The organism is Pseudomonas sp. P97.38, from assembly GCF_001269745.1.
Taxonomy (GTDB): Bacteria; Pseudomonadota; Gammaproteobacteria; order Pseudomonadales; family Pseudomonadaceae; genus Aquipseudomonas; species Aquipseudomonas chlororaphis_E.
On sequence record NZ_LHVJ01000014.1, the window covers coordinates 278,070 to 294,500 of the forward strand.

The following is a 16,431-nucleotide window of genomic DNA, read 5'->3' on the forward strand; positions in this document are numbered from 1 at the left end:
CCCAAAGGAATTTCCATGGACACCAAACTGCTCGATATCCTGGCCTGCCCGGTCTGCAAGGGGCCGCTCAAGCTCAGTGCCGACAAGACCGAACTGATCAGCAAGGGCGCTGGCCTGGCCTATCCGATTCGTGACGGCATCCCGGTGATGCTCGAGAGCGAAGCCCGCACCCTGAGCACCGACGAGCGCCTGGATAAATGACCACCGCCTTCACCGTTGTCATCCCATCGCGCTTCGCCTCGACGCGTCTGCCGGGCAAACCTTTACTGTTGATCGCCGGCAAGCCGATGATCCAGCATGTCTGGGAACAGGCTTGCAAAAGCAGCGCCCAGCGCGTGGTGGTGGCGACTGACGATGCACGCATCGTCGAGGTCTGCAAGGGGTTTGGCGCCGAGGTCGTGCTGACCCGCGAGGACCACAACTCCGGCACTGATCGCCTGGCGGAAGTCGCGGTGAAGCTGGGCCTGGAACCGGAGGCCATCGTGGTCAACGTGCAGGGTGACGAGCCGTTGATCCCGCCCAGCGTGATCGATCAGGTCGCCGCCAACCTCGCGGCCCACACCGAGGCGCGCATGGCGACCCTGGCCGAGCCGATCGAGGATGTACAAGCCCTGTTCAACCCCAACGTGGTCAAGGTGGTCAGCGACCTCAACGGCCTGGCCCTGACCTTCAGCCGCGCGACATTGCCATGGGCCCGCGATGCATTCGCCCAGGGCCGCGACGTGATGCCCGAAGGCGTCCCGTACCGTCGCCACATCGGCATCTATGCCTACCGCGCCGGCTTCCTCCAGGACTTCGTCGCCTGGGGCCCGTGCTGGCTGGAAAACACCGAGGCGCTGGAGCAACTGCGTGCCTTGTGGCATGGCGTGCGGATTCATGTCGCCGATGCGCTGATCGCCCCGCCGACCGGTGTCGACACCCCGCAAGACCTCGAACGCGTTCGTCGCCTGCTGGAGGCCTGATGCGGGTCCTGTTCGTCTGCCTCGGCAACATCTGCCGTTCGCCCACCGCCGAAGGCATCCTGCGGCACAAGTTGCGCGAGGCCGGGCTGGCCGGCCAGGTCGAGGTCGCTTCCGCCGGTACCGGCGACTGGCATGTCGGCAAGGCCCCGGACAAACGCAGCCAGGCCGCTGCCTTGCGCCGGGGTTACGACTTGTCGGCCCAGCGGGCCCAGCAGGTGACCCGCGCCGACTTCGCCGCCTATGACCTGATCCTGGCCATGGACAACAGCAACCTGCGCAACCTCAAGGCCCTGCAACCGGCCAACGGCAGGGCCGAGCTGGACCTGTTCCTGCGCCGCTACGAAGCGGAACTGGACGAGGTGCCGGACCCGTACTACGACGGCGAACAGGGCTTCGAGCAGGTGCTGGACTTGATCGAGCAGGCCACCGATCGCCTGGTGATCGAATTGAAGGGACGGTTATGACCTTGCAGATACAGGCCGGCGTCAGCCTCAAGCCGTTCAACAGTTTCGGCGTCGATGTGACGGCGCGCCTGTTCGCCGAGGCCCAAGACGACGGTGATGTTCGCGAGGCCCTAGCCTATGCCCGTGAACACGAGGTGCCGCTGCTAGTGATTGGCGGCGGCAGCAACCTGCTGCTGACCGGTGACATCGACGCCTTGGTGCTGCGCATGGCCAGCCAGGGTATTCGCCTGCTCAGCGATGACGGCGGGCGGGTGGTGGTCGAAGCCGAAGCCGGGGAGCCCTGGCATCCCTTCGTCCAGCACACGCTGGCGCAGGGTTGGTCGGGCCTGGAAAACCTCAGCCTGATTCCCGGCACCGTTGGCGCGGCGCCGATGCAGAACATCGGCGCCTATGGCGTAGAGATCAAGGACGTGTTCGCCGGCCTCACGGCGCTCGACCGCCACACCGGCCAGCAACGCGAGTTCAGCCTCGAAGAGTGTCGTTTCGCCTACCGCGACAGCCTGTTCAAGCAACAGGCCGGGCGCTGGTTGATCCTGCGGGTGCGTTTTGCCCTCAGTCGCGCCGTCCACCTGCACCTGGAATACGGCCCGGTCCGCCAGTGGTTGAGTGAGCAGGGCATCGACCAGCCGACCCCGACGGATGTCAGCCGAGCGATTTGCAGCATCCGCAGCGAAAAACTCCCGGACCCTGCGGTGCTGGGGAACGCCGGCAGTTTCTTCAAGAACCCGCTGGTGCCGGCCGAGCACGTTGCGCAACTCAAGGTGCAGTACCCGGACCTGGTGGCTTATCCACAGCCCGAAGGGCAGATGAAAATCGCCGCCGGGTGGCTGATCGAGCGGGCCGGCTGGAAAGGTTTTCGCGAGGGCGACGCCGGGGTACATGCGTTGCAGGCGCTGGTGCTGGTCAACTATGGCACCGCCACGGGGCCGCAACTGCTGGACCTGGCCCTGCGTATCCAGAAGGACATCGCCGAGCGGTTCCAGGTCGAGCTGGAAATGGAACCCAACCGGTACTGAACCTGTCATTTGTAATCATCTGAAAACGCCCTGTCCCATCGCGCACATGGATCATTTGTGCAGGATTGTGCAGGGCGTTTTGCGTGATCCTGGGTTAATTTAGCCTCCAACCGATGCGACCATTGCATCTGCAAGGCCCCGTGCAGACGCCTGTGTGCGTGTGCATAAGAGAGCCCAATAGCCTGAGCCAGTCTGCGGTACCCGAACCGTTCCCCACGCGGCAGATTGCTCGACCCCATAACCCGACCACTATGCGGGCGTGCCCATGATTACCCTGAAACTCAATGGAAAAGACCATCAACTGGATGTGACCGAGGACATGCCGCTGCTCTGGGCGATCCGCGATGTCGCTGGCTACAACGGCACCAAGTTCGGCTGCGGCATGGGCCTGTGCGGCGCGTGCACCATCCACATCGACGGCGCCCCGGCGCGCAGTTGCATCACCCCCATCGGCTCGGTGCAGGGGCAGGCCATCAGCACCATCGATGCGCTGCACGCCGACCCGGTCGGGCAGGTCGTCCAGCAGGCCTGGCTCGATACCGCCGTGGCCCAGTGTGGTTACTGCCAGGGTGGGCAGATCATGTCCGCGACGGCCTTGCTCAAGACCAACCCCAACCCCAGCGATGAGCAGATCGAGGAGGCCATGGTCGGCAACATCTGCCGCTGCGGCACCTACAACCGGATCAAGACCGCCATCCGCCAAGCCTCCACCCACCTGAAGGAGGCCAAGGCATGAGCCGCTTGCCCAAGGATTTTGTGCTGAGCAACCTCAGCCGTCGCGGTTTCCTCAAGGGCGCGAGCGCCACCGGTGTACTTGTACTGGCCGCCAGTTGGGGTTTGCCGGATGCCTTTGCCGAGGACAAGAAGTTCGGTGCCGAAGGCATGCCCCATGGCGTGATCGACGACCCGAAGGTGTACGTGAGCATTGCCGCCGACGGCAGCGTGACGGTGATCTGCAACCGTTCGGAAATGGGCCAGGGGGTGCGCACCAGCCTCAGCATGGTGGTGGCCGACGAGTTGGACGCCGACTGGGCCTTGGTGAAGGTGCAACAGGCGCCGGCCGATGAAGCGCGTTTCGGCAACCAGGACACCGATGGCTCGCGCAGCATGCGGCATTGGTACGAGCCGATGCGTCGCTGCGGGGCCGCCGCGCGAACCATGCTGGAGCAGGCCGCTGCCGCGCAGTGGGGCGTTGCGGTGACTGAATGCCGGGCGCAACTGCATAAAGTGTTGCACCAGCCGTCCGGTCGGGAGTTGGGCTATGGCGCGCTGGCCGCTGCCGCCAGCGCCTTGCAGGTGCCGGCCCGGGACAGCTTGCGCCTCAAGCAGGCGTCGGAGTTTCGCTACATCGGCAAAGAAGCGAGCCGGGCCATCGATGGCGCGGACATCGTCAATGGTCGCGCGGTGTTCGGTGCCGATGTGCATTTTGAGGGCATGCTCTACGCCGTCGTGGCCCGTCCGCCGGTCTATGGTGGCAAGGTCAGGACCGTGGACAGCAGCGCGGCGCTGAAAGTACCCGGCGTGGTCAAGGTGGTGGCCATCGAAGGGCGCCCATTGCCCTCGGAATTCCAGCCCCTGGGCGGCGTGGCGGTGGTGGCGAAGAACACCTGGGCGGCGATCAAGGGCCGTGAAGCGCTGAAAATCGAGTGGGACGATGGGCCGAACGCCGGCTATGACTCCATCGCCTACCGCAAGGAACTGGAAGCGGCGGCGCTCAAGCCCGGCAAGGTCGTGCGCAGCAGCGGCAACCTCGACGACGCGCTGGCCAAGGCCGATTCGACCCTGGAGGCGGCGTATTACCTGCCGCACCTGTCCCAGTCACCGATGGAGCCGATGGTCGCCATCGCTCGCTTCAAGGACGGCCAGTGCGAAGCCTGGGCGCCGAGCCAGGCCCCGCAGGTGACACGCGAGCGCATTGCCGAACGCCTGGGCATTGGGTTTGACAAGGTCACGGTGAACATCACGTTGCTGGGCGGCGGTTTCGGCCGCAAGTCCAAGCCGGATTTCGTCGTTGAGGCCGCGGTGCTGGCCAAGGAGTTTCCCGGCCAGGCGATCCGGGTGCAATGGACCCGCGAGGACGACATCCATCATTCGTATTTCCACACCGTATCGGCCGAGTACCTCAAGGCCGGCCTGAACCAGGACGGCATGCCGTCCGGCTGGCTGCACCGCACCGTGGCGCCGAGCATCACTGCGTTGTTCGCGCCGGGAATGACCCACGAAGCACCGTTCGAGATAGGCATGGGCGTGACCAACATGGCCTACGCCGTGCCGAACATGCGTATGGAAAATCCCGAGGCGACGGCCTACGCCCGGGTGGGCTGGTACCGCTCGGTGTCGAACATACCCCACGGGTTCGCGATCCAGAGTTTCATCGACGAGCTGGCGCACAAGGCGGGCCAGGATCCGCTGAAGTACCAGCTAAAACTGCTCGGCCCGGACCGCAGGATCGACCCGCGCACCGTGAGTGACGAGTGGAACTACGGCGAATCGCCCGACCGTTATCCGATCGACACGGCGCGGATCCGCACCGTGCTGGAAACCGCGGCGAAGGCCGCCGGTTGGGGCCGCAAACTGCCCAAGGGTCGGGGGCTCGGCCTGGCGGTGCACTACAGCTTTGTCACCTATGTCGCCGCGGTGATCGAGGTGGAGGTCAAGGACGACGGTACGGTGATCGTGCACAAGGCGGATATCGCGGTGGACTGCGGCCCGCAGATCAACCCCGAGCGGATTCGTTCGCAGTTCGAAGGGGCCTGCGTCATGGGTCTGGGGAACGCGATGGTGGGGGAGATCAGCTTCAAGGACGGCAAGGTCCAGCAGGATAACTTCCACATGTACGAGGTGGCGCGCATGTCCCTGGCGCCCAAGGAGGTGGCAGTGCACTTGGTTACACCGCCAGGCGAGGTGCCGCTGGGTGGCGTCGGTGAGCCGGGTGTGCCGCCGATTGCGCCTGCGCTGTGCAATGCGCTCTTTGCTGCTACCGGCAAGCGCATTCGTAGCTTGCCCGTGCGTTATCAGTTGCAGGGTTGGCAGCAGGCCAGTGCCTGATGGACAGCGTTGATCTGAATGTCCTGCGCAGCGTGCTCCAATGGCGCCGCGCCGGGCAGCGAGTGGTGTTGTTCACGGTGGTCCAGACCTGGGGCACCGCGCCGAGGCCGCCGGGGGCGATGCTGGCCCTGCGCGAAGATGGCGTGGTGATCGGCTCGGTGTCGGGCGGTTGTGTCGAAGATGACTTGATCGCTCGGCTGCACGACGGTCGCATACCGGCGGACGGTCCGCCGGTGCAGATGATCACGTATGGCGTCACGCGTGAAGAAGCGGCGCGCTTTGGCCTGCCGTGCGGAGGCACCCTGCGCTTGACCGAGGAACGGGTCGGCGACCCTGAATGGGTCGCCGAATTGCTGCGACGTTGCGATGCCCACGAAATTGTCGCCCGCCAGTTGAATATCGCCGACGGCCAGGTGACGTTGACGCCGGCCGATAAGACTGACGCGCTGGTTTTCGACGGCCAGGTGCTGCGGGCCATTTATGGTCCGCGCTGGCGTCTGCTGTTGATCGGTGCCGGACAACTGTCGCGCTACGTGGCGGAAATGGCCCGCTTGCTGGATTTTGAAGTGCTGATCTGCGACCCGCGCAAGGAATTCGTCTACGGTTGGGAAGAGCAGCATGGACGCTTCGTCCCGGGGATGCCCGACGAAGCCGTGTTGAATATCCGGACCGACGAGCGCACGGCCATTGTCGCCCTGACCCATGACCCGCGCCTGGACGACATGGCTTTGCTCACGGCACTGGATTCCAGGGCGTTTTATGTCGGTGCCCTGGGGTCGCGCGTCAACAGTCAGAAGCGCCGGGATAACCTGGCTCAGCTAGGCTTGTCTGAGGAAGCCATCGAGCGACTGCATGGGCCGATCGGCTTGCACATCGGCAGCCACACCCCGGCGGAAATCGCCGTGTCGCTGTTGGCTGAAATCGTGGCGATCAAGAATGGCGTCGAACTGCGTCAGAAAAAATCGCTGTAGGTCGCAGGCAAGGAGGGCGTATGCAGGAGTCCATTGGGGTGATCATTCTCGCCGCCGGGGCGGGCAGTCGGTTCCGCCAGGTGGCGGGCCCGGACAAGGACAAGCTGCTGGCTGACTGTACAGGGCGGGACGGCGGTGTGCGCTCGGTGATCGAGCAGGTGCTGGTGAATCTGCCGGCCCATCTGGACAGGCGCGTGCTGGTGACCCGCGAAGACCGTCACCAGACCGTGCGCATGGCCCAGGCCTACGGGTGCGATTGCGTGGAACTGGATTCCCCCGGCCTCGGTGACAGCATTGCCGCCGGTGTCCAGGCCTGCCCGGACCTTGGCGGGTGGCTGATGGTGCTGGGGGACATGCCGTTCATCCTGCCAGCGAGTATCGAACAGGTGGCGGCCGGGATCCGCGAGGATGGCATCAGCGTGCCGGTTTTTGCGGGAGAGTATGGACACCCGGTAGGGTTCGGCCGGGCGTTCGCTCCAAAGCTTATGGCATTGACCGGAGACCGTGGCGCCAAGGCCTTGTTTGCCGGGGCGCGAGTGGTTGAAGTGCCGGTGGATGATCCGGGCGTGACCTGGGATATCGACGTACCCGAAGCGCTGGTTTTCAAGTGACAGTCGACATACTCAATCCACAAGGGCCGTTGCTGAACGCAGATTTTATGCTTCCTAAGATCCAAGGTAGGAGCGAGCTTGCTCGCGAAGGCGGCGTCACAGCCAACCACCCTGCAAGCTGACCCATCGCTTTCGCGAGCAAGCTCGCTCCCACAGGAAGGGGCGGCTGTTGAAATCCGGCAGCGTTTGATTGGGTCGGGACAGGCATAAAAAAGCCCCGCCGGGCATGACCGGGCGGGGCTTTTTACTGGGCGGTGGAATCAAGCGTGAGGTTTAGGCTCGTGCTCTTTTTCCAGGGCTTCAGTGTGACGCGGAGCGACTTCTTCAGCGCTGTGACGCGGTTCGTCGATCACCGGAGCCGATTCAGCCGGGGCCGGTTCAGCGGCGGTTTCAGCGGCTGGGGCAGGTGCCTCGACGACTTCCACGACCGGCGCAGGCTCGGCGACAGGCGCTTGAACAGTGGCAGCGGCAGCTTGTTCGGCTTCCTTCTGCAGACGCTCGGCTTCACGCTTGCGGCGACGCACTTCACGTGGATCGTTCGGTGCACGGCCGTTTTCAGTCAAGGCGCTGGCAGGTGCCGGCTCTTGCACGGGGGCGGGCGCCGGGGCGACCACGGGTGCTTCGACCACTGGCGCGGCCTCGACCACGGCAGGCTCGATCGCCTTCACTGGCTCTGGTGTCGGCTCTGGCTCGACCGCCGGTGCCGATGCGGCTGGCTCGGCGTTCCAGTTGAACGCGGTTTGCTCTTCGCGCACCGGCTCCGCTGCTTGTTCGACGGCGGGGGCTTCAACGACCGGCTCAGCGGCAACCACAGGCTGCTCGACGACCGGTGCAGGCTCGGCGGCGACTGGCGTTTCTGGTTGGGATTCAACCGCCGGGGCCACTTCCACTTCCGGTGCAGCGACCGCTTCTACCGGCGTGGTGGCTTCAACCACGGGCGCTTCAACAACCGGGGCGCTTTCCACGGCAGCGGTGGCGCGTTCGGCCTGCTGGTGAGCCTCGGCTTCGGCGTTGGCACTGATGGCGCTGCTGGCAACGGCCGCGGTCACGGCCAGGCCGGCAGCCAGGTCGGCAGCGCTTGGGGCCGGGGCGTTCTCGGTGGATTCGGACTCTTCCGAACCTTCGATCACGTTGCCGTTGGCGTCGCGCTGACGCTCACGACGGTTGCTGCGACGACGCTGGCCACGGGAACGGCGGCGTGGACGATCGCCTTCGGCGGTGTCCTGGCCATCTTCCTGCAGTTGCTCTTCGGCGTTCAGCACTTCTTCTTCGCTGGCCGCGGCGGCTTGCTCGGCACGTGGCTGACGCTCTTCGCGTGGCGGACGCGGTGCGCGCTCTTCACGAGGCTGGCGGGCCGGACGCTCTTCAGTCGGGGCGGCGGTAGCCGGGGCAGCATCCAGTGGCTCACGCAGCTCGCGCACGCGTTCTTCACGCTCGCCACGTGGCTTGCGGTCTTCACGAGGTGCGCGCGGCTGGCGCTCTTCACGCGGCGGACGCGGTGCGCGTTCTTCGCGAGCTACGGCAGGTGCATCCTCACGCAGTTCGCGCGGCTGGCGCTCTTCACGTGGGGCGCGCTCTTCACGCGGTGCACGCTCTTCGCGTGGGGCGCGTTCTTCACGAGGGGCACGTTCTTCACGCGGCTTGCGCTCTTCGTCGCGACGACCGTTGCGGTTGCGGGTCTGCTGGCGACCGTTGCGGCGTTCCTCGTTGCGGGCAGGGCGCTCTGGTGCGGCAGGCTTGGCAACGACGGCCGGTGCGGCGGGCTCTTCCTTGGTGGCGAACAGGCTGACCAGCGACTTCACCAGGCCTTTGAACAGGCTTGGCTCCGGCGCGGCGGCCGGTGCGGCAACCGGGGCAACCACTTCGGTCGGCACCGGAGCGTTGGCGCGAGCCGGTGCAGTCTTGACCGCGGCTTCCTGGCGAACCAGGGTGCGGGTGGCGGCGGCCGGCTGGACGTCTTCCACTTCGGCAGCGGCAGCGGCGATTTCGTAGCTGGACTGGTTGGTGTGGGCTTCCGGGCTGTCATCGCGCAGGCGCTGCACTTCGAAGTGCGGCGTTTCGAGGTGATCGTTCGGCAGGATGACGATACGGGCGCGGGTGCGCAGTTCGATCTTGGTGATCGAGTTGCGTTTTTCGTTGAGCAGGAACGCGGCCACCGGGATCGGCACCTGGGCACGCACTTCGGCGGTGCGGTCCTTCAGGGCTTCTTCTTCGATCAGGCGCAGGATTGCCAGGGACAGCGACTCGACGTCACGGATGATACCGGTGCCGTTGCAGCGTGGGCAGACGATGCCGCTGCTCTCGCCCAGGGATGGACGCAGGCGCTGACGAGACATTTCCAGCAGGCCGAAGCGCGAGATGCGACCGACCTGGACGCGGGCGCGGTCGGCTTCCAGGCATTCACGGACTTTTTCTTCCACGGCGCGTTGGTTCTTGGCCGGGGTCATGTCGATGAAGTCGATGACGATCAGGCCGCCGATGTCGCGCAGGCGCAATTGACGGGCGATTTCCTCGGCCGCTTCAAGGTTGGTCTGCAGGGCGGTTTCTTCGATGTCGCTGCCTTTGGTGGCACGGGCCGAGTTGATGTCGATGGACACCAGGGCTTCGGTCGGATCGATGACGATGGAGCCGCCGGACGGCAGTTCGACCACGCGCTGGAAGGCGGTCTCGATCTGGCTTTCGATCTGGAAACGGTTGAACAGCGGAACGCTGTCTTCGTAGAGCTTGATCTTGCTGGCGTACTGCGGCATCACCTGGCGAATGAAGGTCAGGGCTTCGTCCTGGGCTTCGACGCTGTCGATCAGCACTTCGCCGATGTCCTGGCGCAGGTAATCGCGGATGGCGCGGATGATCACGTTGCTTTCCTGGTAGATCAGGAACGGCGCGGAGCGATCCAGCGAGGCTTCTTTGATGGCGGTCCACAGTTGCAGCAGGTAGTCGAGGTCCCACTGCATCTCTTCGCTGCTGCGGCCCAGGCCGGCGGTGCGAACGATCAGGCCCATGTCGGCGGGGGCGACCAGGCCGTTGAGGGCTTCACGCAGTTCGTTGCGCTCTTCGCCTTCGATGCGACGCGAGATGCCACCGGCGCGCGGGTTGTTCGGCATCAGGACCAGGTAACGGCCGGCCAGGCTGATGAAGGTGGTCAGGGCGGCGCCCTTGTTGCCACGCTCTTCTTTCTCGACCTGGACGATGACTTCCTGGCCTTCGCTCAGGACGTCCTTGATGTTGACGCGGCCTTCAGGGGCCTTCTTGAAGTATTCGCGGGAGATTTCTTTGAGGGGCAGGAAGCCGTGGCGCTCGGAGCCGAAATCGACAAAGGCAGCCTCAAGGCTTGGTTCGATGCGAGTGATCCGGCCTTTATAGATGTTGGCCTTCTTCTGTTCGCGTGCACCGGATTCGATATCCAGGTCGTAGAGGCGCTGGCCGTCTACCAGTGCAACACGCAACTCTTCGGGTTGAGTTGCGTTAATCAGCATTCTTTTCATGTAGTACCGTCGGTTTCCGGGCTGCCGGAAACGGCGTTCGGCACACACGACTTCTCACGGTCGGTGTCAGGTGCGTCCTGGAAGTGGCAGTGCCACCCCAGTGTCCAGCGAGTTCGACCCAATGATGGCGAAGTCGCGACGGACGCGTCCTGCTTGCTGGTACTCAAGCACTCAGTCAGGAGGAGGAATCAACCGACGCCTGTGGACGAGATGAAGCGTCTAAATATAAGCCTAGTGCTACACAGTCCGACGGTTGTACATCTCCACCCTACACGTATCCCTGATAATTCGGGTGCTGCCGCGCGCAGAATCCGCAGCGGGTTGGCATTTACCGTGAGCTCCGAAAGGGGAGGTCACGCATCATGGCTAATTTAGGCGTTGTTTCCGAAGCTCTCGCTCGGGGTCGTTCGTAGCTGACTGCACTTTGTGAACTGGCCGTGAATGTGGCGCGCAAGGCGAGTCAGAACTCTGCTTTGCGGCGTATTTCAGGCCTCATGTCACCTGCGCTCGTTACACCTGCAAACTCTACCGTTCGTAGCGAAAGCCCCGTAGGACGGCCTCTCGTCCTCGTGAATTGCGTTGGTCAGGGCCGGTTTTTGACCGTTAGTCCGCTGTCCAGCCACTTTTGGCGGCGTTCGCGACTATAGCAGCAATGATTAAGTGCTTCAATTCCATAAAAAATTGTTATGATCGCCGCCATGACAACGACTGCCCCCTCGACCCCTGGCGTTCAACTGCTTGAGGTCTCGCCGGAATATGCCGGCCAACGAATCGATAACTTCCTGCTGGCCCGGCTCAAAGGCGTGCCCAAGACCTTGATCTACCGCATTTTGCGTAAAGGCGAAGTGCGGGTGAACAAGGGACGGATCAAGCCCGAATACAAGCTCCAGGCCGGTGATGTCGTGCGCGTGCCGCCCGTCCGGGTGCCCGAGCGCGACGAGCCAGTGCCCCTGGCCCAAGGCCTGTTGCAGCGCCTCGAAGCCTCGATTGTCCATGAAGACAAGGCCCTGATCGTGATCAACAAGCCCGCGGGCATTGCGGTTCACGGTGGCAGCGGGCTGAACTTCGGTGTGATCGAAGCCTTTCGTCAGTTGCGCCCGGATGCCAAGGAACTGGAGCTGGTCCATCGCCTCGACCGCGACACCTCCGGTCTGCTGATGATCGCCAAGAAACGCAGCATGTTGCGGCATTTGCATGAGCAATTGCGCGGCGATGGCGTCGACAAGCGCTATATGGCCCTGGTGCGCGGGCGTTGGGAGACGTCCGTCAAACAGGTGCGCGCACCGTTGCTCAAGAGCAACCTGCGGTCCGGCGAACGCATGGTCGAGGTGAATGAAGAGGGCAAGGAGGCCTTGACCGTGTTCAAGGTGCTGCGCCGCTTCGGTGATTTCGCCACGATGGTCGAGGCCAAGCCGGTGACCGGTCGCACCCACCAGATTCGTGTCCACACCCTGCATGCCGGACATAGCATCGCCGGTGACAGCAAGTACGGGGATGAGGATTTCACCAAGGAAATCCGCGAACTGGGCGGCAAGCGCCTGTTCCTTCACGCCTACATGCTCACTGTGCCGTTGCCCGATGGCAGCGAGCTGAAATTGCAGGCCCCCGTGGATGAGATGTGGGCCAAGACCGTGGAGCGGTTGAGTGCATCCTGATTACAAGCTACTGATCTTCGATTGGGATGGCACGCTGGCGAACTCCATCGATCGGATCGTGGAGGCGATGCATGCCGCCTCGGATCGCATGGGGTTCGTGCGGTGCGACGACAGTGCCGTCAAGGGCATCATCGGTCTGGGATTGCCGGAAGCCATCCGCAGCCTTTATCCGGAGATCGACGACGCTGCGTTGCCGGTTTTTCGTCAGCACTATGCCGACCACTATATAGCGCTGGAGGCCGAGCCTTCGCCGTTGTTCGATGGCGTGGCGGATACCCTGCATGCCTTGCGCGCCGAGGGCTATCGACTGGCCGTGGCGACCGGCAAGGCTCGTCGCGGGCTGGATCGGGTGCTCAAGTCCCATGGCTGGAACGATTATTTCGATATCACCCGCGCTGCCGATGAAACTGCCAGCAAACCGCACCCTCTGATGCTTGAGCAGATCCTGGCGCACTGCAACATGCGCCCGGAGCAAGCGCTGATGGTGGGCGACTCGTCGTTCGACCTGCAAATGGCGCGCAATGCCGGCATGGGGTCGGTGGCGGTCAGCTACGGGGCCCAGTCGATCGAGGCGCTGCAGGCATTCGAACCACGGTTGGCCATTGATCATTTTCCTGAGTTGCACGCCTGGCTGAGCCGGCGGGCCCATTAAGTTTGCTGGGGAACCACGCATGACCGATGAATGGAAGGCACCAGCCAAGGCGAGCGCCGAGGGCGGGGATGACAAGAGCTGGAAGCTGTTGGAAAAGACTCTGCTGGCCAGCGTGCAGGAACAGCGCCGTTCCCGTCGCTGGGGCATTTTCTTCAAATTACTGACGTTTACCTATCTCTTTGTGGCATTGGCGCTGTTCACGCCGTTGATGGACATGGAGAAAAGCGCTGTCAGCGGATCGGCCTACACCGCGTTGATCGACATCGAAGGCATGATCGCCGACAAGGAGCCCGCCAGCGCGGACAATATCGTCGGCAGCCTGCGGGCTGCGTTCGAGGATCCTAAGGTCAAGGGCGTAGTTTTGCGCATCAATAGCCCTGGCGGCAGCCCGGTGCAGTCGGGCTACGTTTATGACGAGATCGTGCGGTTGCGCGGATTGCACCCGGATATCAAGGTATACGCGGTCATTTCCGATCTCGGTGTCTCCGGCGCCTATTACATCGCCAGTGCGGCGGACCAGATCTACGCCGACAAGGCCAGCCTGGTGGGCTCCATTGGTGTGACGGCGGCCGGCTATGGCTTTGTCGGGACCATGGAAAAGCTGGGCGTGGAGCGTCGGGTGTACACCTCCGGCGAGCATAAATCGTTCCTTGACCCGTTTCAGCCGCAAAAGCCGGAAGAAACCGCTTTCTGGCAGGGCGTGCTCGACACCACTCACAAGCAATTCATCGCCAGCGTCAAGAAAGGCCGGGGCGAGCGCCTGAAGGACAAGGAGCATCCCGAACTGTTCTCCGGGCTGGTCTGGTCGGGGGAGCAGGCGCTGCCACTGGGCCTGATCGATGGCCTGGGCAGTGCCAGCTCGGTAGCGCGTGATGTCATCGGGCAGAAAGACCTGGTGGACTTCACTGTCGAAGAGTCGCCGTTCGACCGCTTCTCGAAAAAACTGGGGGCGAGCGTCGCCGAGCACTTGGCGATGTGGATGGGCTTCCAGGGGCCGACGCTGCGCTGATTGGTGTGCGCTGTCTCATGTGGCGAGGGGATGAATCCCCTCGGCACAGGTTCAGTGTCTGTTGTGAGCTGATGAATCAGGGAATTTGCACGCCCTCGGCCAGCAGCATGTCCACGAGGCGGATCAGCGGCAGGCCGACCAGGCTGGTGGCATCAGGGCCTTCGGTGCTCTGGAACAGGCTGACGCCAAGCCCTTCGGCCTTGAAGCTGCCGGCGCAATCATAAGGTTGTTCGATCCGTAGGTAGTGTTCGACGCGCGCCGCGTCCAGCGTGCGCATATTGACGGTGAACGGAACGCAATCAACCTGGCAGGCTCCGGTCTGGCTATTGAGCAGCGCCAGCCCCGTCAGGAAGGTGACCCGAGTGCCGCTGGCGGCGAGCAGTTGCTCGCGAGCGTTCTCGAAGGTGTGCGGCTTGCCGAGGATGCGCTCGCCAAGCACCGCCACTTGGTCCGAACCGATGATCAGGTGGGCCGGATAGCTGCCGGCCAGTGCCAGGGCTTTTTCCCTGGCCAGGCGCTTGACCAGTTCCTCGGCGGGCTCACCAGGGTGGTGGCTTTCGTCAATGTCTGGCGAGCTGCAGACGAATGGCAATCCGAGGCGGGCCAGCAACTCCCTGCGATAGACTGAGCTGGAGGCAAGTAATAAAGGCAGCATGGGCATCTCCAAGAGGCAGGGGGGGAATTCTAGCGAGGCGTGCAAGTGACGGACAGGGCTGAATTTCCTTTGACATGGCAGGGTGTATCCCTATAATGCTGCGCCTATGTTGAATGACCCGATTCCACCTCACGTTGACCCGCGCAAATTGGCTGACCGTGGCACCACCCTCCAGGGTGAACTGCTGCTGGCTGATTTGAAGAGACTCTGCGACCCGCTTTCCGACGACGTCGGGACGGTCCAGGCTAAATTCGTTTTTGAACGAGATGAACGTAAATCTGTGGTGATCCACAGCTTTATCGACACTGAAGTCAAAATGGTTTGCCAGCGTTGTCTTGAGCTGGTCACCCTGCCGATCCACAGCGAATGCAGTTACGCCGTGGTGAAGGAGGGTGCGAATACCCAGTCGTTGCCGAAAGGTTATGACGTGCTGGAACTGGGCGAAGATCCATTGGATCTGCAGTCACTGATCGAGGAGGAGCTTCTGCTCGCCTTGCCCATTGTGCCTGCTCATCATCCGGAAGAATGCCAGCAGCCGGCGGGAGCAGATGAGCCCGAACCGAGCGAGGACGAGGTAACGCGGTCCAACCCGTTCAGTGTATTGGCGCAGTTAAAGCGTGACCCAAACGTTTAGGAGTTAATCAATTATGGCTGTTCAGCAGAACAAAAAATCCCGCTCTGCCCGTGACATGCGCCGTTCGCACGACGCTCTCGAGGCTAGCACCCTGTCTGTAGAAAAAACCACTGGTGAAGTTCACCTGCGTCACCACGTATCGCCGGAAGGCGTATACCGTGGTCGTAAAGTGATCGACAAGGGCGCTGACGAGTAATCCTTGTCTGCTCAAGTCATCGCGATTGACGCAATGGGCGGGGACTTCGGTCCCCGCAGCATTGTTCAGGCCAGCCTCGCTTGCCTGAAAGCTACGCCCTCGCTGCACCTGACCCTCGTCGGTCAACCCTCTCTCCTTGAAGACATGCTCAACGGCCAATCGGCTGTCGATCGCGCGCGCCTGACGATTACCCCGGCGTCCGAAGTCATCACCATGGACGAAAAGCCGGCGCAAGCCTTGCGCGGCAAGCCCGACGCCTCGATGCGGGTGGCCCTTGAGCTGCTGCGCGATGGCAAGGTGCAGGCCTGTGTCAGTGCAGGAAACACCGGTGCACTGATGGCGCTGTCGCGTTATGTGCTCAAGACCCTGCCCGGTATCGACCGGCCGGCGATGGTGGCGGCGATCCCGACCCAGCGCGGTTTCTGTCAACTGCTTGACTTGGGTGCCAACGTCGATTGCAGCGCCGAGCACCTGCTGCAGTTCGCGGTGATGGGCTCGGTCGCGGCGCAGACCCTGGGCATCGCGCGCCCACGGGTGGCGCTGCTGAATATCGGCACCGAAGACATCAAGGGCAACCAGCAGGTCAAGCTGGCGGCCACCCTGCTGCAAAACGCCCGGGGCATCAATTACATCGGTTTCGTCGAAGGCGATGGGGTGTACCGCGGCGAGGCGGACGTGGTGGTTTGTGACGGCTTCGTCGGCAACATCCTGCTTAAATCCAGCGAAGGCCTGGCAACGATGATCAGCGAGCGCATCGAAGCACTGTTCAGGCAAAGCCTGGCCTCGCGCGTGGTGGGCGCCCTGGCGTTGCCCTTGATGCGCCGGTTGCAGGCCGACCTGGCGCCGGCTCGGCATAACGGCGCCAGCTTTCTCGGATTGCAGGGCATTGTGATCAAGAGCCACGGCTCGGCGGGCGTGCAGGGGTTTCAGAGTGCGATCAATCGCGCGGTGATCGAGATCCAGGAGAACCTTCCCGAGCGCCTGCATGGTCGCCTCGAAGATTTGTTAACTTAGGCGTTTTCTTCCGAGAATGCTTAAATGTGACCGGCTGGTTCAACCGGCCATCCAACTGT

Annotated in this window: 16 protein-coding genes; 14 read left to right on the top strand and 2 right to left on the bottom strand. The window is 63.2% G+C overall.

The features are described 5' to 3' along the window. The first annotated feature begins 15 nt into the window (after positions 1–15). The 8 genes from AD664_RS09630 to AD664_RS09665 all read left to right on the top strand — a co-directional run bounded on the left by AD664_RS09630 (position 16) and on the right by AD664_RS09665 (position 7,072). The gene (locus AD664_RS09630; RefSeq protein ID WP_042728811.1) at positions 16–201 is read left to right on the top strand and encodes a Trm112 family protein; all 186 of its coding nucleotides are present in this window, start codon (positions 16–18) and stop codon (positions 199–201) included. Continuing rightward, a complete protein-coding gene (kdsB, locus tag AD664_RS09635; RefSeq protein ID WP_053146120.1) occupies positions 198–962 on the top strand; it encodes a 3-deoxy-manno-octulosonate cytidylyltransferase in 765 nt (254 codons plus the stop codon). The genes AD664_RS09630 and kdsB overlap by 4 nt, the downstream gene beginning before the upstream one ends. After that, entirely contained in the window at positions 962–1,426 is a 465-nt protein-coding gene (locus AD664_RS09640; RefSeq protein ID WP_042728813.1) for a low molecular weight protein-tyrosine-phosphatase, read from the top strand. The genes kdsB and AD664_RS09640 overlap by 1 nt, the downstream gene beginning before the upstream one ends. Beyond that, positions 1,423–2,442, top strand: coding sequence for a UDP-N-acetylmuramate dehydrogenase (gene murB / locus AD664_RS09645; RefSeq protein WP_053146122.1), 1,020 nt, complete (start codon positions 1,423–1,425; stop codon positions 2,440–2,442). Before AD664_RS09640 ends, murB begins: the two co-directional genes overlap by 4 nt. A gap of 265 nt (positions 2,443–2,707) precedes the next feature. After that, on the top strand, positions 2,708–3,178 hold the full coding sequence (locus tag AD664_RS09650; RefSeq protein WP_053146124.1) for a (2Fe-2S)-binding protein: 471 nt from the start codon (positions 2,708–2,710) through the stop codon (positions 3,176–3,178). Beyond that, positions 3,175–5,490 (top strand): xanthine dehydrogenase family protein molybdopterin-binding subunit, encoded by a 2,316-nt coding sequence (locus tag AD664_RS09655; protein ID WP_053146126.1) that lies wholly within the window; start codon positions 3,175–3,177, stop codon positions 5,488–5,490. The genes AD664_RS09650 and AD664_RS09655 overlap by 4 nt, the downstream gene beginning before the upstream one ends. After that, complete coding sequence (locus tag AD664_RS09660) at positions 5,490–6,461, top strand: XdhC family protein (protein ID WP_053146128.1); 972 nt, start codon at positions 5,490–5,492, stop codon at positions 6,459–6,461. The genes AD664_RS09655 and AD664_RS09660 overlap by 1 nt, the downstream gene beginning before the upstream one ends. Before the next feature lie 20 nt (positions 6,462–6,481). Then, positions 6,482–7,072: an NTP transferase domain-containing protein gene (locus AD664_RS09665; RefSeq protein ID WP_053146130.1), complete on the top strand. Its 591-nt coding sequence runs from the start codon at positions 6,482–6,484 to the stop codon at positions 7,070–7,072. 260 nt (positions 7,073–7,332) lie between these two features. Here AD664_RS09665 and rne read toward each other — a convergent pair whose 3' ends face one another. After that, a complete protein-coding gene (gene rne / locus AD664_RS09670; RefSeq protein WP_053146132.1) occupies positions 7,333–10,557 on the bottom strand; it encodes a ribonuclease E in 3,225 nt (1,074 codons plus the stop codon). A 698-nt stretch (positions 10,558–11,255) separates the two neighbouring features. Here rne and rluC point away from each other — a divergent pair. From rluC to AD664_RS09685, 3 genes are read left to right on the top strand one after another with little or no spacing between them, the layout of a single operon-like run. Continuing rightward, positions 11,256–12,212 (top strand): 23S rRNA pseudouridine(955/2504/2580) synthase RluC, encoded by a 957-nt coding sequence (gene rluC, locus AD664_RS09675; RefSeq protein ID WP_042728826.1) that lies wholly within the window; start codon positions 11,256–11,258, stop codon positions 12,210–12,212. Continuing rightward, the gene (locus tag AD664_RS09680) at positions 12,202–12,864 is read left to right on the top strand and encodes an HAD-IIIA family hydrolase (protein WP_053146134.1); all 663 of its coding nucleotides are present in this window, start codon (positions 12,202–12,204) and stop codon (positions 12,862–12,864) included. Before rluC ends, AD664_RS09680 begins: the two co-directional genes overlap by 11 nt. Before the next feature lie 19 nt (positions 12,865–12,883). Beyond that, positions 12,884–13,873: a S49 family peptidase gene (locus AD664_RS09685; protein WP_053146136.1), complete on the top strand. Its 990-nt coding sequence runs from the start codon at positions 12,884–12,886 to the stop codon at positions 13,871–13,873. A 76-nt stretch (positions 13,874–13,949) separates the two neighbouring features. Here the strand turns inward: AD664_RS09685 and AD664_RS09690 are convergent, their stop codons facing one another. Further along, positions 13,950–14,528, bottom strand: a complete 579-nt coding sequence (locus AD664_RS09690) for a nucleoside triphosphate pyrophosphatase (RefSeq protein WP_053146138.1) — start codon at positions 14,526–14,528, stop codon at positions 13,950–13,952. 106 nt (positions 14,529–14,634) lie between these two features. Here AD664_RS09690 and AD664_RS09695 point away from each other — a divergent pair, with 106 nt between their 5' ends. The 3 genes from AD664_RS09695 to plsX are packed head-to-tail and all read left to right on the top strand — an operon-like array spanning position 14,635 to position 16,372. Continuing rightward, entirely contained in the window at positions 14,635–15,162 is a 528-nt protein-coding gene (locus tag AD664_RS09695) for a YceD family protein (protein ID WP_003204262.1), read from the top strand. Positions 15,163–15,175: 13 nt separating this feature from the next. Continuing rightward, positions 15,176–15,358, top strand: coding sequence for a 50S ribosomal protein L32 (gene rpmF, locus AD664_RS26945; RefSeq protein ID WP_003179396.1), 183 nt, complete (start codon positions 15,176–15,178; stop codon positions 15,356–15,358). Between the two features lie 3 nt (positions 15,359–15,361). Further along, positions 15,362–16,372: a phosphate acyltransferase PlsX gene (gene plsX / locus AD664_RS09700; RefSeq protein ID WP_083454169.1), complete on the top strand. Its 1,011-nt coding sequence runs from the start codon at positions 15,362–15,364 to the stop codon at positions 16,370–16,372. Positions 16,373–16,431: the final 59 nt, after the last annotated feature.

Coding starts and splice junctions, on each gene's coding strand:
- murB (WP_053146122.1), top strand. CDS start 1,423: ATGACCTTGCAGATACAGGCCGGCGTCAGCCTCAAGCCGTTCAACAGT.
- AD664_RS09655 (WP_053146126.1), top strand. CDS start 3,175: ATGAGCCGCTTGCCCAAGGATTTTGTGCTGAGCAACCTCAGCCGTCGC.
- AD664_RS09630 (WP_042728811.1), top strand. CDS start 16: ATGGACACCAAACTGCTCGATATCCTGGCCTGCCCGGTCTGCAAGGGG.
- AD664_RS09665 (WP_053146130.1), top strand. CDS start 6,482: ATGCAGGAGTCCATTGGGGTGATCATTCTCGCCGCCGGGGCGGGCAGT.
- rluC (WP_042728826.1), top strand. CDS start 11,256: ATGACAACGACTGCCCCCTCGACCCCTGGCGTTCAACTGCTTGAGGTC.
- AD664_RS09660 (WP_053146128.1), top strand. CDS start 5,490: ATGGACAGCGTTGATCTGAATGTCCTGCGCAGCGTGCTCCAATGGCGC.
- AD664_RS09650 (WP_053146124.1), top strand. CDS start 2,708: ATGATTACCCTGAAACTCAATGGAAAAGACCATCAACTGGATGTGACC.
- rne (WP_053146132.1), bottom strand. CDS start 10,557: ATGAAAAGAATGCTGATTAACGCAACTCAACCCGAAGAGTTGCGTGTT.
- rpmF (WP_003179396.1), top strand. CDS start 15,176: ATGGCTGTTCAGCAGAACAAAAAATCCCGCTCTGCCCGTGACATGCGC.
- AD664_RS09695 (WP_003204262.1), top strand. CDS start 14,635: ATGTTGAATGACCCGATTCCACCTCACGTTGACCCGCGCAAATTGGCT.
- kdsB (WP_053146120.1), top strand. CDS start 198: ATGACCACCGCCTTCACCGTTGTCATCCCATCGCGCTTCGCCTCGACG.
- AD664_RS09640 (WP_042728813.1), top strand. CDS start 962: ATGCGGGTCCTGTTCGTCTGCCTCGGCAACATCTGCCGTTCGCCCACC.
- AD664_RS09685 (WP_053146136.1), top strand. CDS start 12,884: ATGACCGATGAATGGAAGGCACCAGCCAAGGCGAGCGCCGAGGGCGGG.
- AD664_RS09690 (WP_053146138.1), bottom strand. CDS start 14,528: ATGCTGCCTTTATTACTTGCCTCCAGCTCAGTCTATCGCAGGGAGTTG.